This window comes from Nonomuraea sp. NPDC052265 (assembly GCF_044547985.1).
GTDB lineage: Bacteria > Actinomycetota > Actinomycetes > Streptosporangiales > Streptosporangiaceae > Nonomuraea.
In genome coordinates, this window is record NZ_JBIUBJ010000018.1 from 133,973 (window position 1) to 148,934 (window position 14,962).

A 14,962-nucleotide genomic window follows, 5' to 3' on the forward strand; every position below is an offset into this window, starting at 1 on the left:
GGCCTCACCAGCGGAGCAGGGCGGCGACCCCCTTGTACGGGGTCAGCGGCTCGGCGGCCTCCGTGCCGAGGACGGTGATGCGGGCTCCGTTGTCCAGGGCCGCCTCGATCATGCGTTCGCCGAGGTCAGGCTCCTGCTCCAGCACCATGGACCGCGGAGTCTGCTCGTCGTAGAGGAAGCCGTCGGCTCCCCGGAACCCGCTCCAGCGGCCGTTCTCGTCGAGGAGGAGATGGTCCACCCGGCCCTCGTTCAGCAGGGCGAGCGTCTGGTTGAGGCCGAGCACGCCCTTCCCGCCGGACAACGCCGCGTCCCGCGCCCGGGTCACCAGCGCCGCGTCCCGTCGCTCGCGGGCGGCGGCCAGCTCGGCAGCCACATGCTCGGCCGCCTCCGACGCCGACTGCGTGTCCACGATGGTGTCCACCTGGACGACCTGCGTCGAGTGCAGCGCTCCGGCCAGGATCTCGGTGAGGGCCGGATCGCCGACCAGCAGTACGTCCGTCCACGACAGCGCTTCTGCTCGATGCCGGACCTCAGGTGCGACCCCGTTCAGGAACCGCCTGAGGTGGTCGTCGATTCGCCGCTGGTACCTGTCGACCTGCGTGGAGTCGGTCTGCGTCGTTCCGCCGGGGCCGGGGCCGCGCATCTGGCGCCAGTCCTCGGTGTTCAGGTCGAAGGCGATCCGGGTGACATCCTCGGCCGCACCGTACCGGTGGTCGATGAGCCGCACCCCCTCGCGCGAGACCAGCACGAGCCCGGCGGGCGCGCTGGTGGCCATGGCGGTGACCAGCGGCCGCACGTACGCCGTCGACTCCAGCACCGCGCAGTCCTGGACGGGCACCTGGAGCGAGACCTTGCGAACGTCCTCGTCGCTCACGGCGGCGAACAGCGCCCGCCCGAGCCCCGACTCGGCCGCGTCGACCAGGTCGCGGATGTCCGGCTCCAGTGCCTCCAAGCGGGACAGTACGGCGGCGCGGCGGTCCCTGTCCGGCCACGAGGCGACCTGCTCCCGGATGGCGCCGAGCTCATTGCGCAGACGGATGCCCCAGGCGGGCCGGGCCGAGGCCTCTTCCGTCGGGTCGGCGGTCGTGTACAACGACACGACGCCCACCTCATCCTTCAAGGTCACGAGCTCGCGTAGGAAGGCCTGGTCGTTTTCCACGCTGGGCTTCCTTTCCGCGTCGAATGCCGTGCATCCCACTGCCGCCGGACATTTACACAGACTTGGTCAAGGCGCGGCGCGTTCAGGAGCAGAGGCCGTTTCACGAAACGAGGTGGAAGGTAACCGGAAAGAGGGGTACCGGTAAGGATCGTGTCTCACGGCCCAAACGACGGCGCCGTCATCGCCGGCGGCCGCGTCGTGGGGCTGATCGGCTTCGTTCACGACTGGAGCGGCGGTCGTGACATCGGTCAGGCCGGTGCCGGGTTCTCCTGGGCCTGGCCTGGGAACCCGGCACCGCGTACGTGTCAGGCGCCGGTGATCGCCTTGTCGGAGCTCAGGGTCTCGGTCCGGGTCCGCAGGAACGTGCGCAGGGTCTGCGCCTCGGCGTCGACCCTGGCGGTGTCGGCCCCGTCGTTGCGCTTGTAGGCGGCGACGAGGTCGTCGAGCAGGCCGGAGGCCGTGCCGTCGCCCAGCAGCTCGGTGTACAGGGCGCGGTACTGCTCCTCGTAGAGCTTCTTGAAGGCGGCGTTCTTGAGGAACTTCTCCTTCAGGGGGTGGCCCATGCGCATCATGCCGCCGCCCGGACGCTCCGGGCCGCCGCCTTCGGGCGGGGTGACGTCCTGAGGCGGCCGGCCCTGCTGCGGGGGCTGCTGACCTTGCTGCTGTCCCTGTTGCCGGGGACGTCCCTGGCCGAGGCCGCCCATGCCGATCGTGTCGTTCACCCCGCTCTTGGCGTCGCCGCTGAAGGCCAGGTTGAGGTCCCAGGTGATGACCTTGAACTTCTTGGTGCCCGTCTCGTACCACAGGTAGTAGTTCTTGCCGGGGCCGGCCATGTCGTCGAAGTTGACCATGATGTGCTGCAGGGCCAGGTAGCGGGCGAACGACGTCACGTCCACGCGGTCGGCGAGGCCCTGCGCGAACTCGGCGTCGGAGGCTTCGTCCACCCATTCGACCAGGCCGATGACTGGCTGAAGGTCCTTGCCGCCGACCTTGTTGACCTGCTTGAAGTCGGTGGTGTACCCGGTCTGGTCCTCACCCTTGTAGGTGAACGTGCCGCCGGCCAGCGACTTGTACAGCACGCCGTCGCCCAGGCCCTCCGCGTAGCCCTCGTCCAGGTACTCCACCACCAGGCGCGGCGTCGAGGAGCGGCCGTTGACGGTGAAGGAGCTGTAGGCCGAGCGCTGGGTCGGCTCGCCGGAGGCTCCGACCAGCGCGATGCCCAGGGCCTCGTTCAGCATGGTCGTCGAGCCCATCGCGGCGGGCCGCACGGCCACCTGGCTGTGCCCCTGGTAGCGGCGGCCGTCCACGAACTCGTCGAAGCTGATCAGCCACGGCAGGTTCTCCGGCTCCTCCGCCTTCAGGGACGAACCGAACATGCCGCCTCCGGGCGGACCCGCCCCGCCCTCGGGCATGCCTTCCGGCCGCGGGCCTCCGCCGGGCACGGCCCGCTGTTTGGACTGCCCCTTCCAGGTCAGTCCTTGCAGAGTGGAGTTGCCCTTGAGCCGTACGCCGACGCTGGGGACGCGGGTGCCGTCGATGGTCAGGTCGGCTTCGACGTACTTCTTCTCGCCGTCCTTGAAGTACTCGCTCAGCATGTCCTCGTAGGCCTCGTCGGTGAAGGTGAGCTTCACCTCGTGCGCCGTGGAGGCGTCGAACAGGTTCTTGGCGCCGGTCAGGTTCGTGGTGACGGTCCTGGCCTCGGCGGCCTGGGCGGTGGTGACGTACGGACGGATCGTCCCGCTGCCGAACACGCCCCAGCAGCCGGCCAGGAACGCCGCGCACAGCGCGACCAGCTTCCAGTTCTGCCGGAGTTTGACGGGGACGCGGTGCTTGAGCTGCTTGGATTGCGCCATGGGCCGGGCCTACAGGTCGGTCTGGTCGTATCCGGTCAGGACGGTGACCGACTGGCCGTGGTTGCGTTCGCGCAGGGCGGCGATGAGGTCGGCCGGCTCACCGCCCTTCTTGATCTTGACGGTGTACATGAGCTCGATGAGCGCGCCCGCCCGGATCGACTCCATGCTGACCAGCTCGAACTCGTCGGTGTGCCGGACGAGCACGTCCTGGATCGAGGCGGTGAAGTCCTCGTCCGACGGGACCTGGACCTTGACGACCTGGCGCCGCACGTTGAGCTGGAACCAGTCGAACCGGTGCATGACCATGACGATCAGCGAGATCGCCACGGCGGCGACGATGCCCAGCAGGTAGAAGCGGGTGCCGACGGCCATCCCGACGCCCATCACCAGGAAGATGAACCCGACGTCCCGGGTCTCCTTGATGGCGTTGCGGAAGCGCACCACCGACAGGGCGCCGACCAGCGCGAACGCGCGGGCGATGTTCGAGCCGACGACCAGCATGATCAGCGAGATCAGCATGCCCAGGACGACCAGCGTCTGGACGTAGGACTGGCTGTAGGACACGTTGCGGTGCGTGGCCCGGTACACCCAGCCGATCATGGCGCTGAGCACGAACGACAGGGCCATCGCGATGGCGATGTCGGCCACGCTGAACGTTCCGGACAGGTCCTGGAAGGAGAGGTCCATGGGGTCATGCCTCCGAGAGAACGGTCGGCCGGCCGCGGCCGGGATCGAGGTCGTGGTCGGGAACGTGGAAGATCGAGCGCGGGGCCAGCCCATGGGCCTCGACGCTCTGGCAGTACTTGGAGACCCGAACCACCTGCAGGTTCCGCCTGGCGCTCAGGTCGGTCAGCCAGTACGGCACCCGCTCGTCGGCCTTGACCTCCACGATCGACTTGCCGGCCGGGACGATGAGCCGGTTCTCGGCGTCGGCGCCGAGGTGGAAGTCCCGATCACGGCCGCGGATGCGCTGGTCGAACGTCACCCGCAGCCCTACGTCGGCGTCGCGGCCCAGGTAGGCGTGCCGCTGGTAGCCGGTCACGGCGACGGGCCGCAGGTCCAGCCGGAGCACCAGGTCGAGCACCTCTTCCAGGAAGGCCCGCTGGGAAGGGTCGTGCTCGACCGGCTGCCGTCCGTCGCACAGGCGCAGCGCGTCGGCGTACGGCAGGCACACCCGCCGCTTCTGGGTGACCCGGTTGACCCGCTGCTTGATCTCGACGAAGACCGGCGTGGCGTCGTCCACGGCGAAGCGGTCGCCGTAGTGGCGCACCCGCAGTTTCCTGCGGAACTTCAGCCCCTCGATCTTCTCCCAGTAGAAGCGCAACTGCCGGGTGTCGTAGTAGACGCTCCAGATGCCGTAGCCCGCGTCGCCGCTGTGACGGTCGCGATCGAGCCGCTGCTCGATCTCCTCCCGCAGCGCGGCCGCCTCCGGAACGTCCACGAGGTACTTGATCTCGTAGCGGTTGAAGGCGTGCAGCCTGCTGGGGGCCCGAAGCCGGTGCCCCTGGTCACCGGCTGACTCGGCGGCGGACACCGGCTGATCGTCGCTGCCCGCCGCCGAAGCGGCTGATTTGCGGAACCTTTTCAGCAATGTCCCTCCTTTCGTCGGCACACATCTGACTGCACGAAGCTGGGAATAATGTGTGAACCCCGCCTGACGGAAGGGTGAACGGCCGGGCGGTTCAGCCGTCCTGAGACTGGTCGAGCGGCAGCAGCACCCGGAACGTGGTGCCGCGGCCCGGGGCGCTCGTCACCTCGACCCGGCCGTCGTGCGCCTGCACGAGCGCCGCGGCGATGGCCAGGCCCAGCCCCGTTCCGCCGCTGTCACGGGAGCGGTCGGGGGCGGCCCGGTAGAAACGGTCGAACAGGTGCGGCAGGTGTGCGGCCTCGATGCCCCGCCCTTCGTCGCGCACCTCGACCAGCGCGGCCCTGGTGTGCGCGGCGGGCCCGGAACCGGCGTGCACGACCGTGGGAGCGGGAACCCCTGCGACGGCACGCCAGGCGACCTCGACCCGGATCTCGGCCCCCGGAGGGGTGTGCTGGAGGGCGTTGCCGACCAGGTTGGCGATCACCTGGTGCAGCCGGTGCTCGTCGCCGAGCACGAAGACCGGCTCGTCGGAGACGACCAGCCGGATCGGCCGCTCGCGGTCGCGCGCCTGGGCGGCGTGCACCACGTCCCCGGCCAGCACGTGCAGGTCCACGACGGTCGGCTCCAGCGTGGGCTCCTGGTCCAGCCGGGCCAGCAGCAGCATGTCCTCCACCAGGACGCCCATCCGTTCGGCCTCGGCCTCGATCCTGCGCAGCAGCCGCTCGGCCGCCGGGTCCCGGGGGCCCTGGCCGTGGTGGTAGAGCTCGGCGAAGCCCCGGATGGAGGTGAGCGGTGTGCGCAGCTCGTGGGAGGCGTCGGCGACGAAATGGCGGAGCCGCTGTTCCGACTGCTGGCGGGCGCGCAGGGCGGTGGCCAGGCGTTCCAGCATGGTGTTGAGCGTCTGGCCGAGCCGTCCGATCTCGGTGCGGGGGTCGGTGTCGGCGACCCTTCTGTCGAGGTCTCCGGCCGAGATCGCCTGCGCCGTACGTTCGACGCGGGTGAGCGGGCGCAGGCCCAGCCGTACCATCGCCCAGGCCACGGCGCCGAGGAGCACGAGCACCAGCGTTCCCGCGGCGACCTCGATGACCAGCAACTGCTGCACGGTGGCGCGGGTGGCCTCCAGCGACATCGACAGGGCGACGCGCTCGCCGTTCGGCAGCTTCCTGAGCAGGACGCGCCAGTCCTCCTCCCCCGCCTCGTCCTGCACGGTGACGGGCCGATCCGGTACGGACGAGATCGCCTCGGCCGAAACCCGCGGCCCGCCCGTCGCGTCCGCGGGGATCATCCGGACCAGCCTCCCGGACGGGTCGTAGACGGCGATCCGGAACTGGGTGGGAAGCTGGACGCTCCCGGGCGGCGGCGGAGGCATGGCCGGCGGGCGCCGGGCGGGGGTGGTGGCGGAGAACTCGGCGAGCTGCGCGTCGACGCGGGACAACAACGACCGCTCCAGCATCACGGTGCCGGCGACCGCGAAGACGGCCAGCCCCGCCGCGGACAGTCCGAGCAACGCCACCAGCAGCCGCAGCCGCAGCGGCCACGGACGTCGTGCCACGCTCACGACGTGCTCTGGAGTCGGTAACCCACGCCACGCAGGGTGTGGATCAGCGGCGGGCCGTCGGCGTCGATCTTCCGCCGCAGGTAGCTGATGTAGGACTCGACGATCCTGCTCTCGCCGTCGAAGTCGAAGTCCCATACGCGGTCGAGGATCTGCGCCTTGCTGACCACCCGTTCGGCGTTGATCATCAGGTACCTGAGCAGGCTGAACTCGGTCGGCGACAGGTGGATCGGCCGCCCGGCCCGCCTGACGGTGTGGGCCTGCTCGTCCAGCTCCAGGTCGGCGTACCGCAGCACGCCGTCGTCGAGCTGGTCCGCGGCGGGTCGCATCCTGCGCATGATCGCCCGCAGCCGCAGCACCACCTCCTCCAGGCTGAACGGCTTGGTCACGTAGTCGTCGCCGCCCGCCGTCAGCCCGGCGATCCGGTCCGACACCGCGTCCTTGGCGGTCAGGAAGAGCACCAGAGGGCTGTCACCGGTTTCGCGCAGCCTGCGCGCGACCGCGAAGCCGTCCATGCCGGGCATCATCACGTCCAGCACCAAGATGTCCGGACGCTCCCGGGCCACCTCCTCCAGCGCCCGGCGGCCGTCCGAGGCCGTCCGCACGGCGAAGCCGTTCAGCTCCAGGGCCTCCGACAGCAGTTCGCGAATGTTCGGCTCGTCGTCGACCACCAGCACTTTCGCGGCACGTTGTTGGTTCACGACATCGTTCTACCGGCCGACCGTGAGAAAAAGGTGTGAGCCGCCACGCCCTCCCACCATCACCCTTTCCGACACGCTCGACACGCGTGCCGTCTGGCGCCGTGGCACCCGCCTCGCGACCTGACCTGCCGCCCGGTACGGTGGCCCGCTCTGCCCCGGCGTCAGCGGCGGCCTCGGTGAAGTACGGGAGCTTCCTGGTCATGACGCGGGATGGTCAATTCCTGTTGTGTCGCAGTACAAGATCGTCTACCGTGGACCGGTGCCAGGAAGCAGCTCGACGACCTGGACGGCCGCCTACACCCGACAAGTCGCCGAGAACATCCGCCACCATCGCAGACGCCAGGGCTTGTCCGTGCAGAACGTCGCCGACCGGTGTGCCGCCCAGGGGCTCCCTCTGGAGCGCAACAACCTCGCCAAGCTGGAATCCGGCCACCGCGCGTCTCTGACCGTCGCCGAACTGCTCGTGCTCGCCCGCGCGCTCAACACCCCGCCGGTGCTCCTGCTCACTCCCCTCGGCCGCTCCACCGAGTCGGTGGAGATCCTGCCCGGCGTCGACGCAGACCCGGGAGAGGCCGTCTTCTGGCTCGACGGCACAGCACCGCTCCCCGACACCCCGTACGAAGAGGGAGCCGGCGCCCGTGCCGAGCTGCAGGCCCTGCGGACTCACCGGCTCCTGGTCGGTGAGTGGACCGCCCGCGCTCGCGCCGCCGCAGAGGCCCGCGGCCGCGCGAACGACGAGACCGAGCCCCTCCCGGAGGCGTGGAGGGAGGCGGCGCACGGCCACGCCGAGCAGGCAGCGCACGCCGCCGAACGCATCGGCCACCTCCGCGACAACATGCGGCTACGTGGCCTCCCCCTACCGGACCTGCCGCCCGGCCTGATCCACCTCGACCTGTGGCCTGAGTAGTCCGGGCGCCGGCTCGGCATGACCGTGCCAGGTGGGGCGGAGCTCGGCGTGTCGAGCCCGGCCGCGCAGTGCAGCAGCGTGCTCCTGCCCGAGCCGGACGGGCCCATCATCGCGACGAACTCGCCGTCGGCGATCTCCAGCGTGACCCCGTCGAGCGCGGCCACCTTCCCGTACGTCTTGTGGAGCTCCTCCACCCGAACCGCCAACGCAGCCCCCCATCGATCTTTCCTGGACCGCACCAGACGTAGGAGCGAGGGACGAGGGGGCGACATCCCACCGGTGGGCGTCTTGGCGGTGGTGCGGGCACCACCATGCAGAATGTCGGCCATGAACGTCCTGACGGCCACGCGGAACGCCGCGCTCTTCCTGATCCTCGGGTCGGGCGCCGCGCTGCTCGCACTGCCGCTGTTCTGGCTGGTCGTCTGCGTCACGCTGCTGAGCCTGGCCGGGGTCGGCCTGCCCCTGATCACGCCGGTGACGCGTCTGGTCAGGCGGCTGTCCGGGTGGCAGCGCCGCCGTCTGGGGGTGCCGGCTCCGCCGTACCTGCCGCTTGAGGGGCCGCTGCCGGTACGCGTGCGCGCGGCCCTGGGCGACCCCGCCACGCCGCGGGAGGTGCTCTGGCTCCTCGCGCACGGCCTCACCGGCGTCGTCCTCGGCTTCCTGGCGCTCGGCCTGCCCCTGGCCGCGCTCAACGCGGCCACCCTGCCGCTGTGGTGGCGGCTCACGCCGGGCAGCCCGCCGTCGGTGCTCGGCTACGCCGTCGCCAGACCGCGTCAGGGAAGCGCGGTCTCGATCTGGGCGAGATGGGCGGCGAGGATCTCGTCGAACGCGCCGCGGCGGTCGACTCCGAGGGGCCGGATCTCACGGGCGAAGTGGGCCAGAGCGGGGAAGCGCTCGGGATCGGCGCCGAGGACCGCGACCCGGAACTGCTCCATGCCCTGTTCGTACTCGTCGGGGGTGAGGGCGTCGATGCCGGCCTCGGAGGCGATCAGTGCGGCCACGAGGATCACGATCCGGTGGTAGCGGGACGGGATCTCCTCATCGGGCAGGCCCGAGGCCCGCAAAGCCTGGAGCATCTCCTCCATGACCACCCGGGAACCGGTGCCGCCGGACCCGTAGCGTCCCCAGATCACGGCGAGTTGGGGGTGCTGCCCGAACGCCTCCCGCAGGCGCAGGGCTGTGGCGGTGATGCGCTGCTTCCAGCCGTCCGGGGGGTGGTAGCCGTCCATCGCGGCCGCGATGGTCCGGTCGGCGACCGCGCGCAGCAGCTCGGTCTTGTTGCGGAAGTGCCGGTAGAGGCTGGAGGAGTCGGTCCCGAGCGTCGCGGCGAGCTTGCGCACGCTGAACGACTCGGCATCGCTCGTGCGCAGCAGCTCCGCCGCCGTGCCCAGGATCTCCTCTGTGGACCAACGCCTTCGGCCTGTCATCGTGCCCCCCTCGTCCGCGTCCAGCCTAGCACCAGGCGATGCACTTGCTGTTGCACGCAGTGCGTGCATAATGAGGGCAGGCCAGATGAGGAGAGATGGAGACATGAGCGAGACCACTGCTGTGAAGCGGCCACCGGAGCCGGACCTGTCGACGATGACGACCGAGCGACTGATCGCCTACCGCGCCGCGGAGAACAGCTGGCGGGCGTCCGGCGTGGCGCGTGCGATCCTCGGGGAGCCGGACCCCGGAGCCGCGATCGCGTGGCAGGACGTCGCGCTGCCGGGCCGCGACCTCCCGGTCCGGGTGTACCGGCCGGTGTCGCCGGGCGGCGGCGGGGCCCGCCTGCCGCTCGTGGTCCATGTGCACGGAGGCGGCTTCGTGGGCACGGCGGCGCAGTGCGACTGGACCAACAGCCATCTCGCCGCCCGGCTGCCCGCGCTCGTCGTCTCGGTCGAGCACCGCCTCGTCGCCCCGGACAGCCCGATCGCGAACGCCGCCGACGACGGCTGGGACGTACTCCGGCACCTGGTGGAGGACGCCGCGCAGTGGGGCATCGATCCGACGCGCACGGCCGTCTTCGGCGAGAGCTTCGGCGCGCTGATCAGCGCGCTGGCGGCGGTCCGTGCCCGGGAGGCCGGCCTGCGGCTCCGGGCGCAGGTGCTGGTCAACCCCGTGGTGGACGTGACCGAGTCGATGGACGACCACCCCTCGGTAGCCGAGTACGCCTACCAGCCGAGCCGCGCCCTGCCGCTCCTGCGGTTCCTGCGGCGGCTCGCCGTCCCGCCGGGGACCGACGCCCGCGCGTTCTCGCCGCTGCACGCGGACGATCTGAGCGGGCTCGCCCCCGCGCTGCTCGTGGTGCCGACCCAGGACGCGGTCGCCGATCACGGCCGCCGCTACGCCGAGCGGCTGCGGGCGGCCGGGACGTCCGTGCGGCTCACCGAGTACCCCGGAGCGCGGCACGCGTTCCTCACCCTGCCCGGCGTGGAATCGCAGGCCGTGGACGCCCAGGCGGAGATCTTCGAGTTCCTCCGCGCGGCCCTGGAAGGGTGACGCTCAGCACTTCCCTCGGGCCCGCCGGCCCCGAGGTCTCCCGGCTCGGCCTCGGCTGCATGATCGACCGATGAGGCCGAAGACGCGGTCGGCCCTCAGGACGGGCAATCGTAGCGGGCGGCGACCGCGGTGGCGCGGGCGCGCAGAGAGGTGCGCAACCACTGTGGGGCCAGGGCCTCGGCGTCCATGCCGAGCTGCCACAGCGCCCAGACGGCGTGTCTGCGGTCCTGGAAGGTCACCTCCAGCCGCAGCCGGCCGTCCGCGTCGGCCTCTTCGGTGAGGACGGCCAGCGCGGTGCCCAGCAGTTCCTCCCGCCGCGCCGGGTTCATCCGTACCAGTACGGCGACCTGGTCGCCGCCGGTGCGGAAGCGGGTGCTGCGTTCCTGCCAGGCCCGGTCCAGATCGACGCGGTCCGGCCGCTGGGCGGGTTCGGGGAGCTCCTCGGCGGCCACGATCCGCGACAGGCGGTAGGTGCGGTCCGCGCCGGACCTCGTGGCCAGCAGGTAGCCCCGGTCGCGGATGGTGACCAGGCCGATCGGGTCGATCGTGCGCCACTCGGGGACCTGGTCGACGGCCGCGTAGTGGATGCGCAGCCGGCGTCCGGCGAACACCGCGCGCAGGACCTCGGCCGCGATGGCGTCGGGCACCTCCTCGGTGGCCAGCCGGCGTGAGAGCAGGTCGGTCTCCGGATCGATGAGCAGTCGCTCGGCCGCGCCGGCCGCGGTGTCCCGGTAACTCTCGGGGAGGGCGTCGACCACCTTGAGCATCGCCGAGGCGAGCGCCGAGCCGAGGCCGAACGCCTGCGCGCCGCGCCGCGATCCGGCGACCAGCAGGGCGAGGGCCTCGTCGGGGTTCAGCCCGGTGAGCTCGGTCCGGAAGCCGGGCAACAACGCGAAACCGCCGTGCCGGCCGCGTTCGGCGTAGACGGGCACGCCCGCCGCGGACAGCGCCTCGATGTCGCGCAGCACCGTACGGGTGGACACCTCCAGCTCGCGGGCGAGCGTGGCCGCGGACAGACGGCCGTGCTGCCGCAGCAGCAGCACCAGCGAGACCAGCCGATCGGCACGCATTCGAAAACCCTACCGAAATACACGACACAGGATGTCGTGATTCGTTGGGAGGCTGATCACCATGACATCAGAAATCGTGACATCGAATGGAGCTGGTGTGGCAATGGAACGAACGGCGATCAACCCGGTGACGTGGTCGGTGGAGATGGGGTTCAACCAGGGCGAGCTCGTCTCCGGGCACACCCGGACCCTGTACTGCTCCGGGCAGACGGCGACGGGCGACGACGGCAAGCCCCTGCACGACGGTGACATGGCGGCGCAACTGGCGCTGAGCCTCGACAACCTTGAGGCCGTTCTCGGCGAGGCCGGCATGTCCCTGGCGGACCTCGTCCGGCTCAACGTCTACACCACCGACGTCGATCTGCTCTTCCAGCACTACGGCGTGCTGGCCGCGCGGCTGGGCGGCGCACGGGTGGCGCCGGCCACCACGATGCTCGGGGTGACCCGGCTGGCGATCCCCACCCTGATGGTCGAGCTCGAGGGCACCGCCGTCGCCTGACGTGACCGCACCCGCCTCCGGCGCGGCCGGCGAGGCTGTCAGTCGAGGGACAACCCCGCGGCCGGAGTGACCCGCGCGGCCCGGCGCGCCGGGAGAACGGCGGCGACGAGCCCGGCCAGGACGGCGACGAGGACGACGACGGCGAGCGACGTGCCGCCGACCTCGGGGTAGCCGTGCACGATCGCGGTGTGTGATCTTCGCCGTCCGCGTCGCCGAGGCCCTGAAGCCCAGCCGGTACGCCCTCCCGGCCTCCACGGCGATGCCGCTCTGCCCGCTGCCCACGCCCGGTCTGATCGCGACGGGCGATCAGCCGTACCTCGCCTGCGCGCCGGCGACCGCGAGCCGGGCGTGGCAAGGGCGGCCCGTCGGGGTGCGTTGACGAGGTGGCGAGCGTGGGGGGTTCGATCCCGCTTGAAGGCTGTGGCAGCATGGCAGCGCGGAAGTCCGGCCCTTGGCCATGTCGGGTCGCGTTGGTCCGATGGATGCCGTCGATGCAGATCACGGGCGGCGAAAGCGCGTTGCTCGCCTTCCCGGCCTTGGCCCGAGGTCGAGCCGAGGAGAGGATCCAGCCGGGGCCATGGTGCCGCGCCCTCTGTCCGCCGGTCTCCAGGTATGGGAGTCCTCCACCGGCGGCCGGCGAGGTGGACCGACATGGACAAGAGATCCACTCGTGGTGAAAGGCGGTCAGGTGGATGTGAACCTCGCGGAGCTGCGCGCCCGTGTCGACGGCTCCCCGATGTCACGTACCCAATGGTCGGCCGTCGCCGTGTGTGTGCTGCTCAACGTGGTGGACGGGTTCGACGTCATGGTCATGTCCTTCACGGCCGCCGCGGTGTCGCAGGAGTGGTCGTTGTCGAGCTCACAGCTCGGCCTGCTGCTCAGCGCGAGCCTGGCCGGGATGGCGGCGGGATCGCTGCTGCTGGCCCCGCTGGCCGACCGCGTCGGGCGGCGGGCCCTGATCCTGGCCTGTCTCGTGGTCGCCGCCGCCGGGATGCTGGGCTCGGCGCTGAGCCAGGACGCCGTGCAGCTCGGCCTGCTGCGGGTGCTCACCGGCCTCGGCACCGGCGGAATCCTGGCCGCCGGCAACGTCATCACCGCCGAGTACGCCAACAGCCGCTGGCGGGGCCTGGCCGTCAGCCTGAACGTGACCGGTTACGCGGTCGGCGCGGGCGCGGGCGGCGTCCTGGCGGCCGCGCTGCAGGGCGGGACCGGCTGGCGGTCGGTGTTCGCCTTCGGCGGCGCCGCCACGGCCCTGCTGATCGGCGCGGTGTTGTGGCGGCTTCCCGAGTCCCTGGACTTCCTGCTCACCCGCCGCCCGCCGCACGCCCTGGGCCGTCTCAACGGGCTGCTGCGCGCGATGGGCCAGCCCGGACTGGAGTCCCTGCCCGGCGCGCCCGCCAGGCAGGCGTCCCGGGTCCGGCGGCTTCTCACCCCGCGGCTGCGCCGCGCCACGCTGCTGATCTGGGCCGGGTTTCTCATCGCCATGTCCACGTTCTACTTCGTCTCCAGTTGGACGCCGAAGCTACTGGTGGAGGCGGGCCTGTCGGCCGAACAGGGCATCGTCTGGGGGGTGGCGCTCAACCTCGGCGGCGTCGTCGGCACCCTGCTGCTGGGCCTGCTGGCCGCCCGGTTCGGGCTCAGGCGCCTGCTGGTGGTCTACACCCTCGCCGCGGCCGCGCCGCTCGCCGCGTTCATCCCGGCCGTCTCCCTGTACGGGCTGTCGCTCGCGCTGGGCGTGCTGATCGGACTGTTCGTCAACGGCTGTGTCGCCGCCCTGTACACCCTCGCCCTGTCCGCCTACCCGGCCGAGGTCCGCGCGACCGGCCTGGGCTGGGGCGTCGGCGCCGGACGTGTCGGCTCGCTGGCCTCACCGCTGCTGGCCGGCGGGCTGCTCGACGCGGGCTGGGACGTGGCGCAGCTCTACCTGGCGGCGGCGGTCGTGTTCACGGCCGGTGGCCTGCTGGCGGCGCAGGTGGCCCGTGTCCCGTCCGGCGCACCGCGCTGACCGCGCAGCGGCACCGGCGGCTTGCTCGCCCATGCCCGCGTGACCTGCGCTGATATCGCAATCTGGATGGTGGAGAAACCAATATCAATATTGGACACCCAGCCGCCGTCCGTGGTCTTCTGATCGCCGCCATGAAAGATCAGGACGAAGACCAGGGAGCTGACATGAGGCATGTCCGTCACGGCCGGCCAGGCTTGGGGGGATCGATAGTGGCGATCGCCACGGCGCTCGCGGCCGTCGCCGGTTTGGGCGCACCCGCGGGAGCCGAGACGCGCCCCGCGTCCGCCGCGCAGCCCGTCACCGGTGCGGCCGAGGTCAAGAAGCAACTACGCGCACTTGAGCTCTCCTACCAGGGACGCATCGGGGCCTACGCGATCGACACGGGCACCGGCAAGACCCTTTCCTACCGGGGCGGCGAGAGCTTCCCCAGCCGCTCCACCTTCAAGGCCATCTTGTGCGGCGCCGTCCTGGCCAAGGCCCGCACCACCGACCCCGGCCTGCTTGAGCGCACGCTGCGCTGGACGGCGCAGGAGGTGGTCACCAACTCCCCCATCACGGGACTGCCGGCCAACACCAAGAACGGCATGACCGCCGAGCGCCTGTGCCACGCCGCGATCACGGTCAGCGACAACACCGCGGGCAACGTCCTGCTCAAGCAGATCGGCGGGCCTGCGGGCCTGACCCGCTACTACCGCTCGCTCGGCGACCCCGTCGGACGGCTCGACCGCTGGGAGCCGGAACTCAACGACTGGAAGCCGGGCGAGAAACGCGACACCATCAAGCCGGCCTTCATGGCTCGCAGCCTGCACAAGCTCACTGTCGGCCAAGCCCTGCAGCCCAAGGACCGGCAGCGGCTCAACGACTGGCTGCGGGCCAGCACCACCGGCCCCGAGCGCATCCGCAAGGGGCTCCCGTCCACCTGGACCGTGGGCGACAAGACCGGCGGCGCCGCCGGCGCCTACGCGCCGGGCAGCGACATCGCCGTCGCCTGGCCGCCCACCGGCGCCCCACTGATCATCGCCGTCTACACCAACCGCGACGACCCGGCCGCGGCCATGGACGACAGCGTGATCGCCAAGACGGCGACCCTGCTGGCTCGCGGCCTGGGCCGCCTCTAGCAGGCGCGCCGCGAGCAGCAGGACCG

At 71.3% G+C, this 14,962-nt stretch carries 15 protein-coding genes and 2 pseudogenes; 7 read left to right on the forward strand and 10 right to left on the reverse strand.

Annotated features, from left to right (window positions below; all coding sequences use genetic code 11):
* Positions 1-4: 4 nt before the first annotated feature.
* The 6 genes from ACIHAD_RS37635 to ACIHAD_RS37660 form a co-directional block, all read right to left on the reverse strand.
* A complete protein-coding gene (locus tag ACIHAD_RS37635; RefSeq protein WP_397359506.1) occupies positions 5-1,159 on the reverse strand; it encodes a VLRF1 family aeRF1-type release factor in 1,155 nt (384 codons plus the stop codon).
* A 305-nt stretch (positions 1,160-1,464) separates the two neighbouring features.
* Positions 1,465-3,012, reverse strand: a complete 1,548-nt coding sequence (locus ACIHAD_RS37640; RefSeq protein WP_397359507.1) for a CotH kinase family protein — start codon at positions 3,010-3,012, stop codon at positions 1,465-1,467.
* Positions 3,013-3,021: 9 nt separating this feature from the next.
* Positions 3,022-3,699 (reverse strand): DUF4956 domain-containing protein, encoded by a 678-nt coding sequence (locus tag ACIHAD_RS37645; RefSeq protein ID WP_397359508.1) that lies wholly within the window; start codon positions 3,697-3,699, stop codon positions 3,022-3,024.
* Positions 3,700-3,703: 4 nt separating this feature from the next.
* Positions 3,704-4,603, reverse strand: coding sequence for a polyphosphate polymerase domain-containing protein (locus ACIHAD_RS37650; RefSeq protein ID WP_397359509.1), 900 nt, complete (start codon positions 4,601-4,603; stop codon positions 3,704-3,706).
* Between the two features lie 91 nt (positions 4,604-4,694).
* Entirely contained in the window at positions 4,695-6,152 is a 1,458-nt protein-coding gene (locus ACIHAD_RS37655) for a sensor histidine kinase (protein ID WP_397359510.1), read from the reverse strand.
* A gap of 2 nt (positions 6,153-6,154) precedes the next feature.
* On the reverse strand, positions 6,155-6,856 hold the full coding sequence (locus ACIHAD_RS37660) for a response regulator transcription factor (RefSeq protein WP_397359511.1): 702 nt from the start codon (positions 6,854-6,856) through the stop codon (positions 6,155-6,157).
* 259 nt (positions 6,857-7,115) lie between these two features.
* On the opposite strand from ACIHAD_RS37660, the gene ACIHAD_RS37665 reads away from it, so the two are divergent.
* Entirely contained in the window at positions 7,116-7,763 is a 648-nt protein-coding gene (locus tag ACIHAD_RS37665) for a helix-turn-helix domain-containing protein (protein WP_397359566.1), read from the forward strand.
* A gap of 53 nt (positions 7,764-7,816) precedes the next feature.
* On the opposite strand, the pseudogene ACIHAD_RS37670 reads toward ACIHAD_RS37665, so the two are convergent.
* Positions 7,817-8,092 (reverse strand): annotated as a pseudogene (locus tag ACIHAD_RS37670) (ATP-binding cassette domain-containing protein); the annotation flags it as partial.
* Here ACIHAD_RS37670 and ACIHAD_RS37675 point away from each other — a divergent pair.
* Positions 8,091-8,516: pseudogene (locus ACIHAD_RS37675) on the forward strand (sensor domain-containing protein); the annotation flags it as partial. The pseudogenes ACIHAD_RS37670 and ACIHAD_RS37675 sit on opposite strands and share 2 nt — an antisense overlap.
* Before the next feature lie 20 nt (positions 8,517-8,536).
* On the opposite strand, the gene ACIHAD_RS37680 reads toward ACIHAD_RS37675, so the two are convergent.
* Entirely contained in the window at positions 8,537-9,190 is a 654-nt protein-coding gene (locus ACIHAD_RS37680; RefSeq protein ID WP_397359512.1) for a TetR/AcrR family transcriptional regulator, read from the reverse strand.
* Positions 9,191-9,293: 103 nt separating this feature from the next.
* On the opposite strand from ACIHAD_RS37680, the gene ACIHAD_RS37685 reads away from it, so the two are divergent.
* Positions 9,294-10,244 (forward strand): alpha/beta hydrolase, encoded by a 951-nt coding sequence (locus ACIHAD_RS37685; protein ID WP_397359513.1) that lies wholly within the window; start codon positions 9,294-9,296, stop codon positions 10,242-10,244.
* Positions 10,245-10,339: 95 nt separating this feature from the next.
* Here the strand turns inward: ACIHAD_RS37685 and ACIHAD_RS37690 are convergent, their stop codons facing one another.
* A complete protein-coding gene (locus ACIHAD_RS37690; protein ID WP_397359514.1) occupies positions 10,340-11,314 on the reverse strand; it encodes a helix-turn-helix transcriptional regulator in 975 nt (324 codons plus the stop codon).
* 103 nt (positions 11,315-11,417) lie between these two features.
* On the opposite strand from ACIHAD_RS37690, the gene ACIHAD_RS37695 reads away from it, so the two are divergent.
* Positions 11,418-11,813, forward strand: a complete 396-nt coding sequence (locus tag ACIHAD_RS37695) for a RidA family protein (protein WP_397359561.1) — start codon at positions 11,418-11,420, stop codon at positions 11,811-11,813.
* A gap of 38 nt (positions 11,814-11,851) precedes the next feature.
* On the opposite strand, the gene ACIHAD_RS37700 is transcribed toward ACIHAD_RS37695, so the two are convergent.
* Positions 11,852-11,992, reverse strand: coding sequence for a hypothetical protein (locus tag ACIHAD_RS37700; protein ID WP_397359516.1), 141 nt, complete (start codon positions 11,990-11,992; stop codon positions 11,852-11,854).
* An 11-nt stretch (positions 11,993-12,003) separates the two neighbouring features.
* On the opposite strand from ACIHAD_RS37700, the gene ACIHAD_RS37705 reads away from it, so the two are divergent.
* The 3 genes from ACIHAD_RS37705 to bla all read left to right on the forward strand — a co-directional run bounded on the left by ACIHAD_RS37705 (position 12,004) and on the right by bla (position 14,936).
* On the forward strand, positions 12,004-12,192 hold the full coding sequence (locus ACIHAD_RS37705) for a hypothetical protein (protein WP_397359517.1): 189 nt from the start codon (positions 12,004-12,006) through the stop codon (positions 12,190-12,192).
* Positions 12,193-12,501: 309 nt separating this feature from the next.
* Positions 12,502-13,818 carry an MFS transporter gene (locus tag ACIHAD_RS37710; protein WP_397359518.1) on the forward strand — a complete coding sequence of 439 codons (1,317 nt, stop codon included), beginning with the start codon at positions 12,502-12,504 and terminating at the stop codon, positions 13,816-13,818.
* A gap of 209 nt (positions 13,819-14,027) precedes the next feature.
* Complete coding sequence (gene bla / locus ACIHAD_RS37715) at positions 14,028-14,936, forward strand: class A beta-lactamase (protein ID WP_397359519.1); 909 nt, start codon at positions 14,028-14,030, stop codon at positions 14,934-14,936.
* Positions 14,937-14,962: the final 26 nt, after the last annotated feature.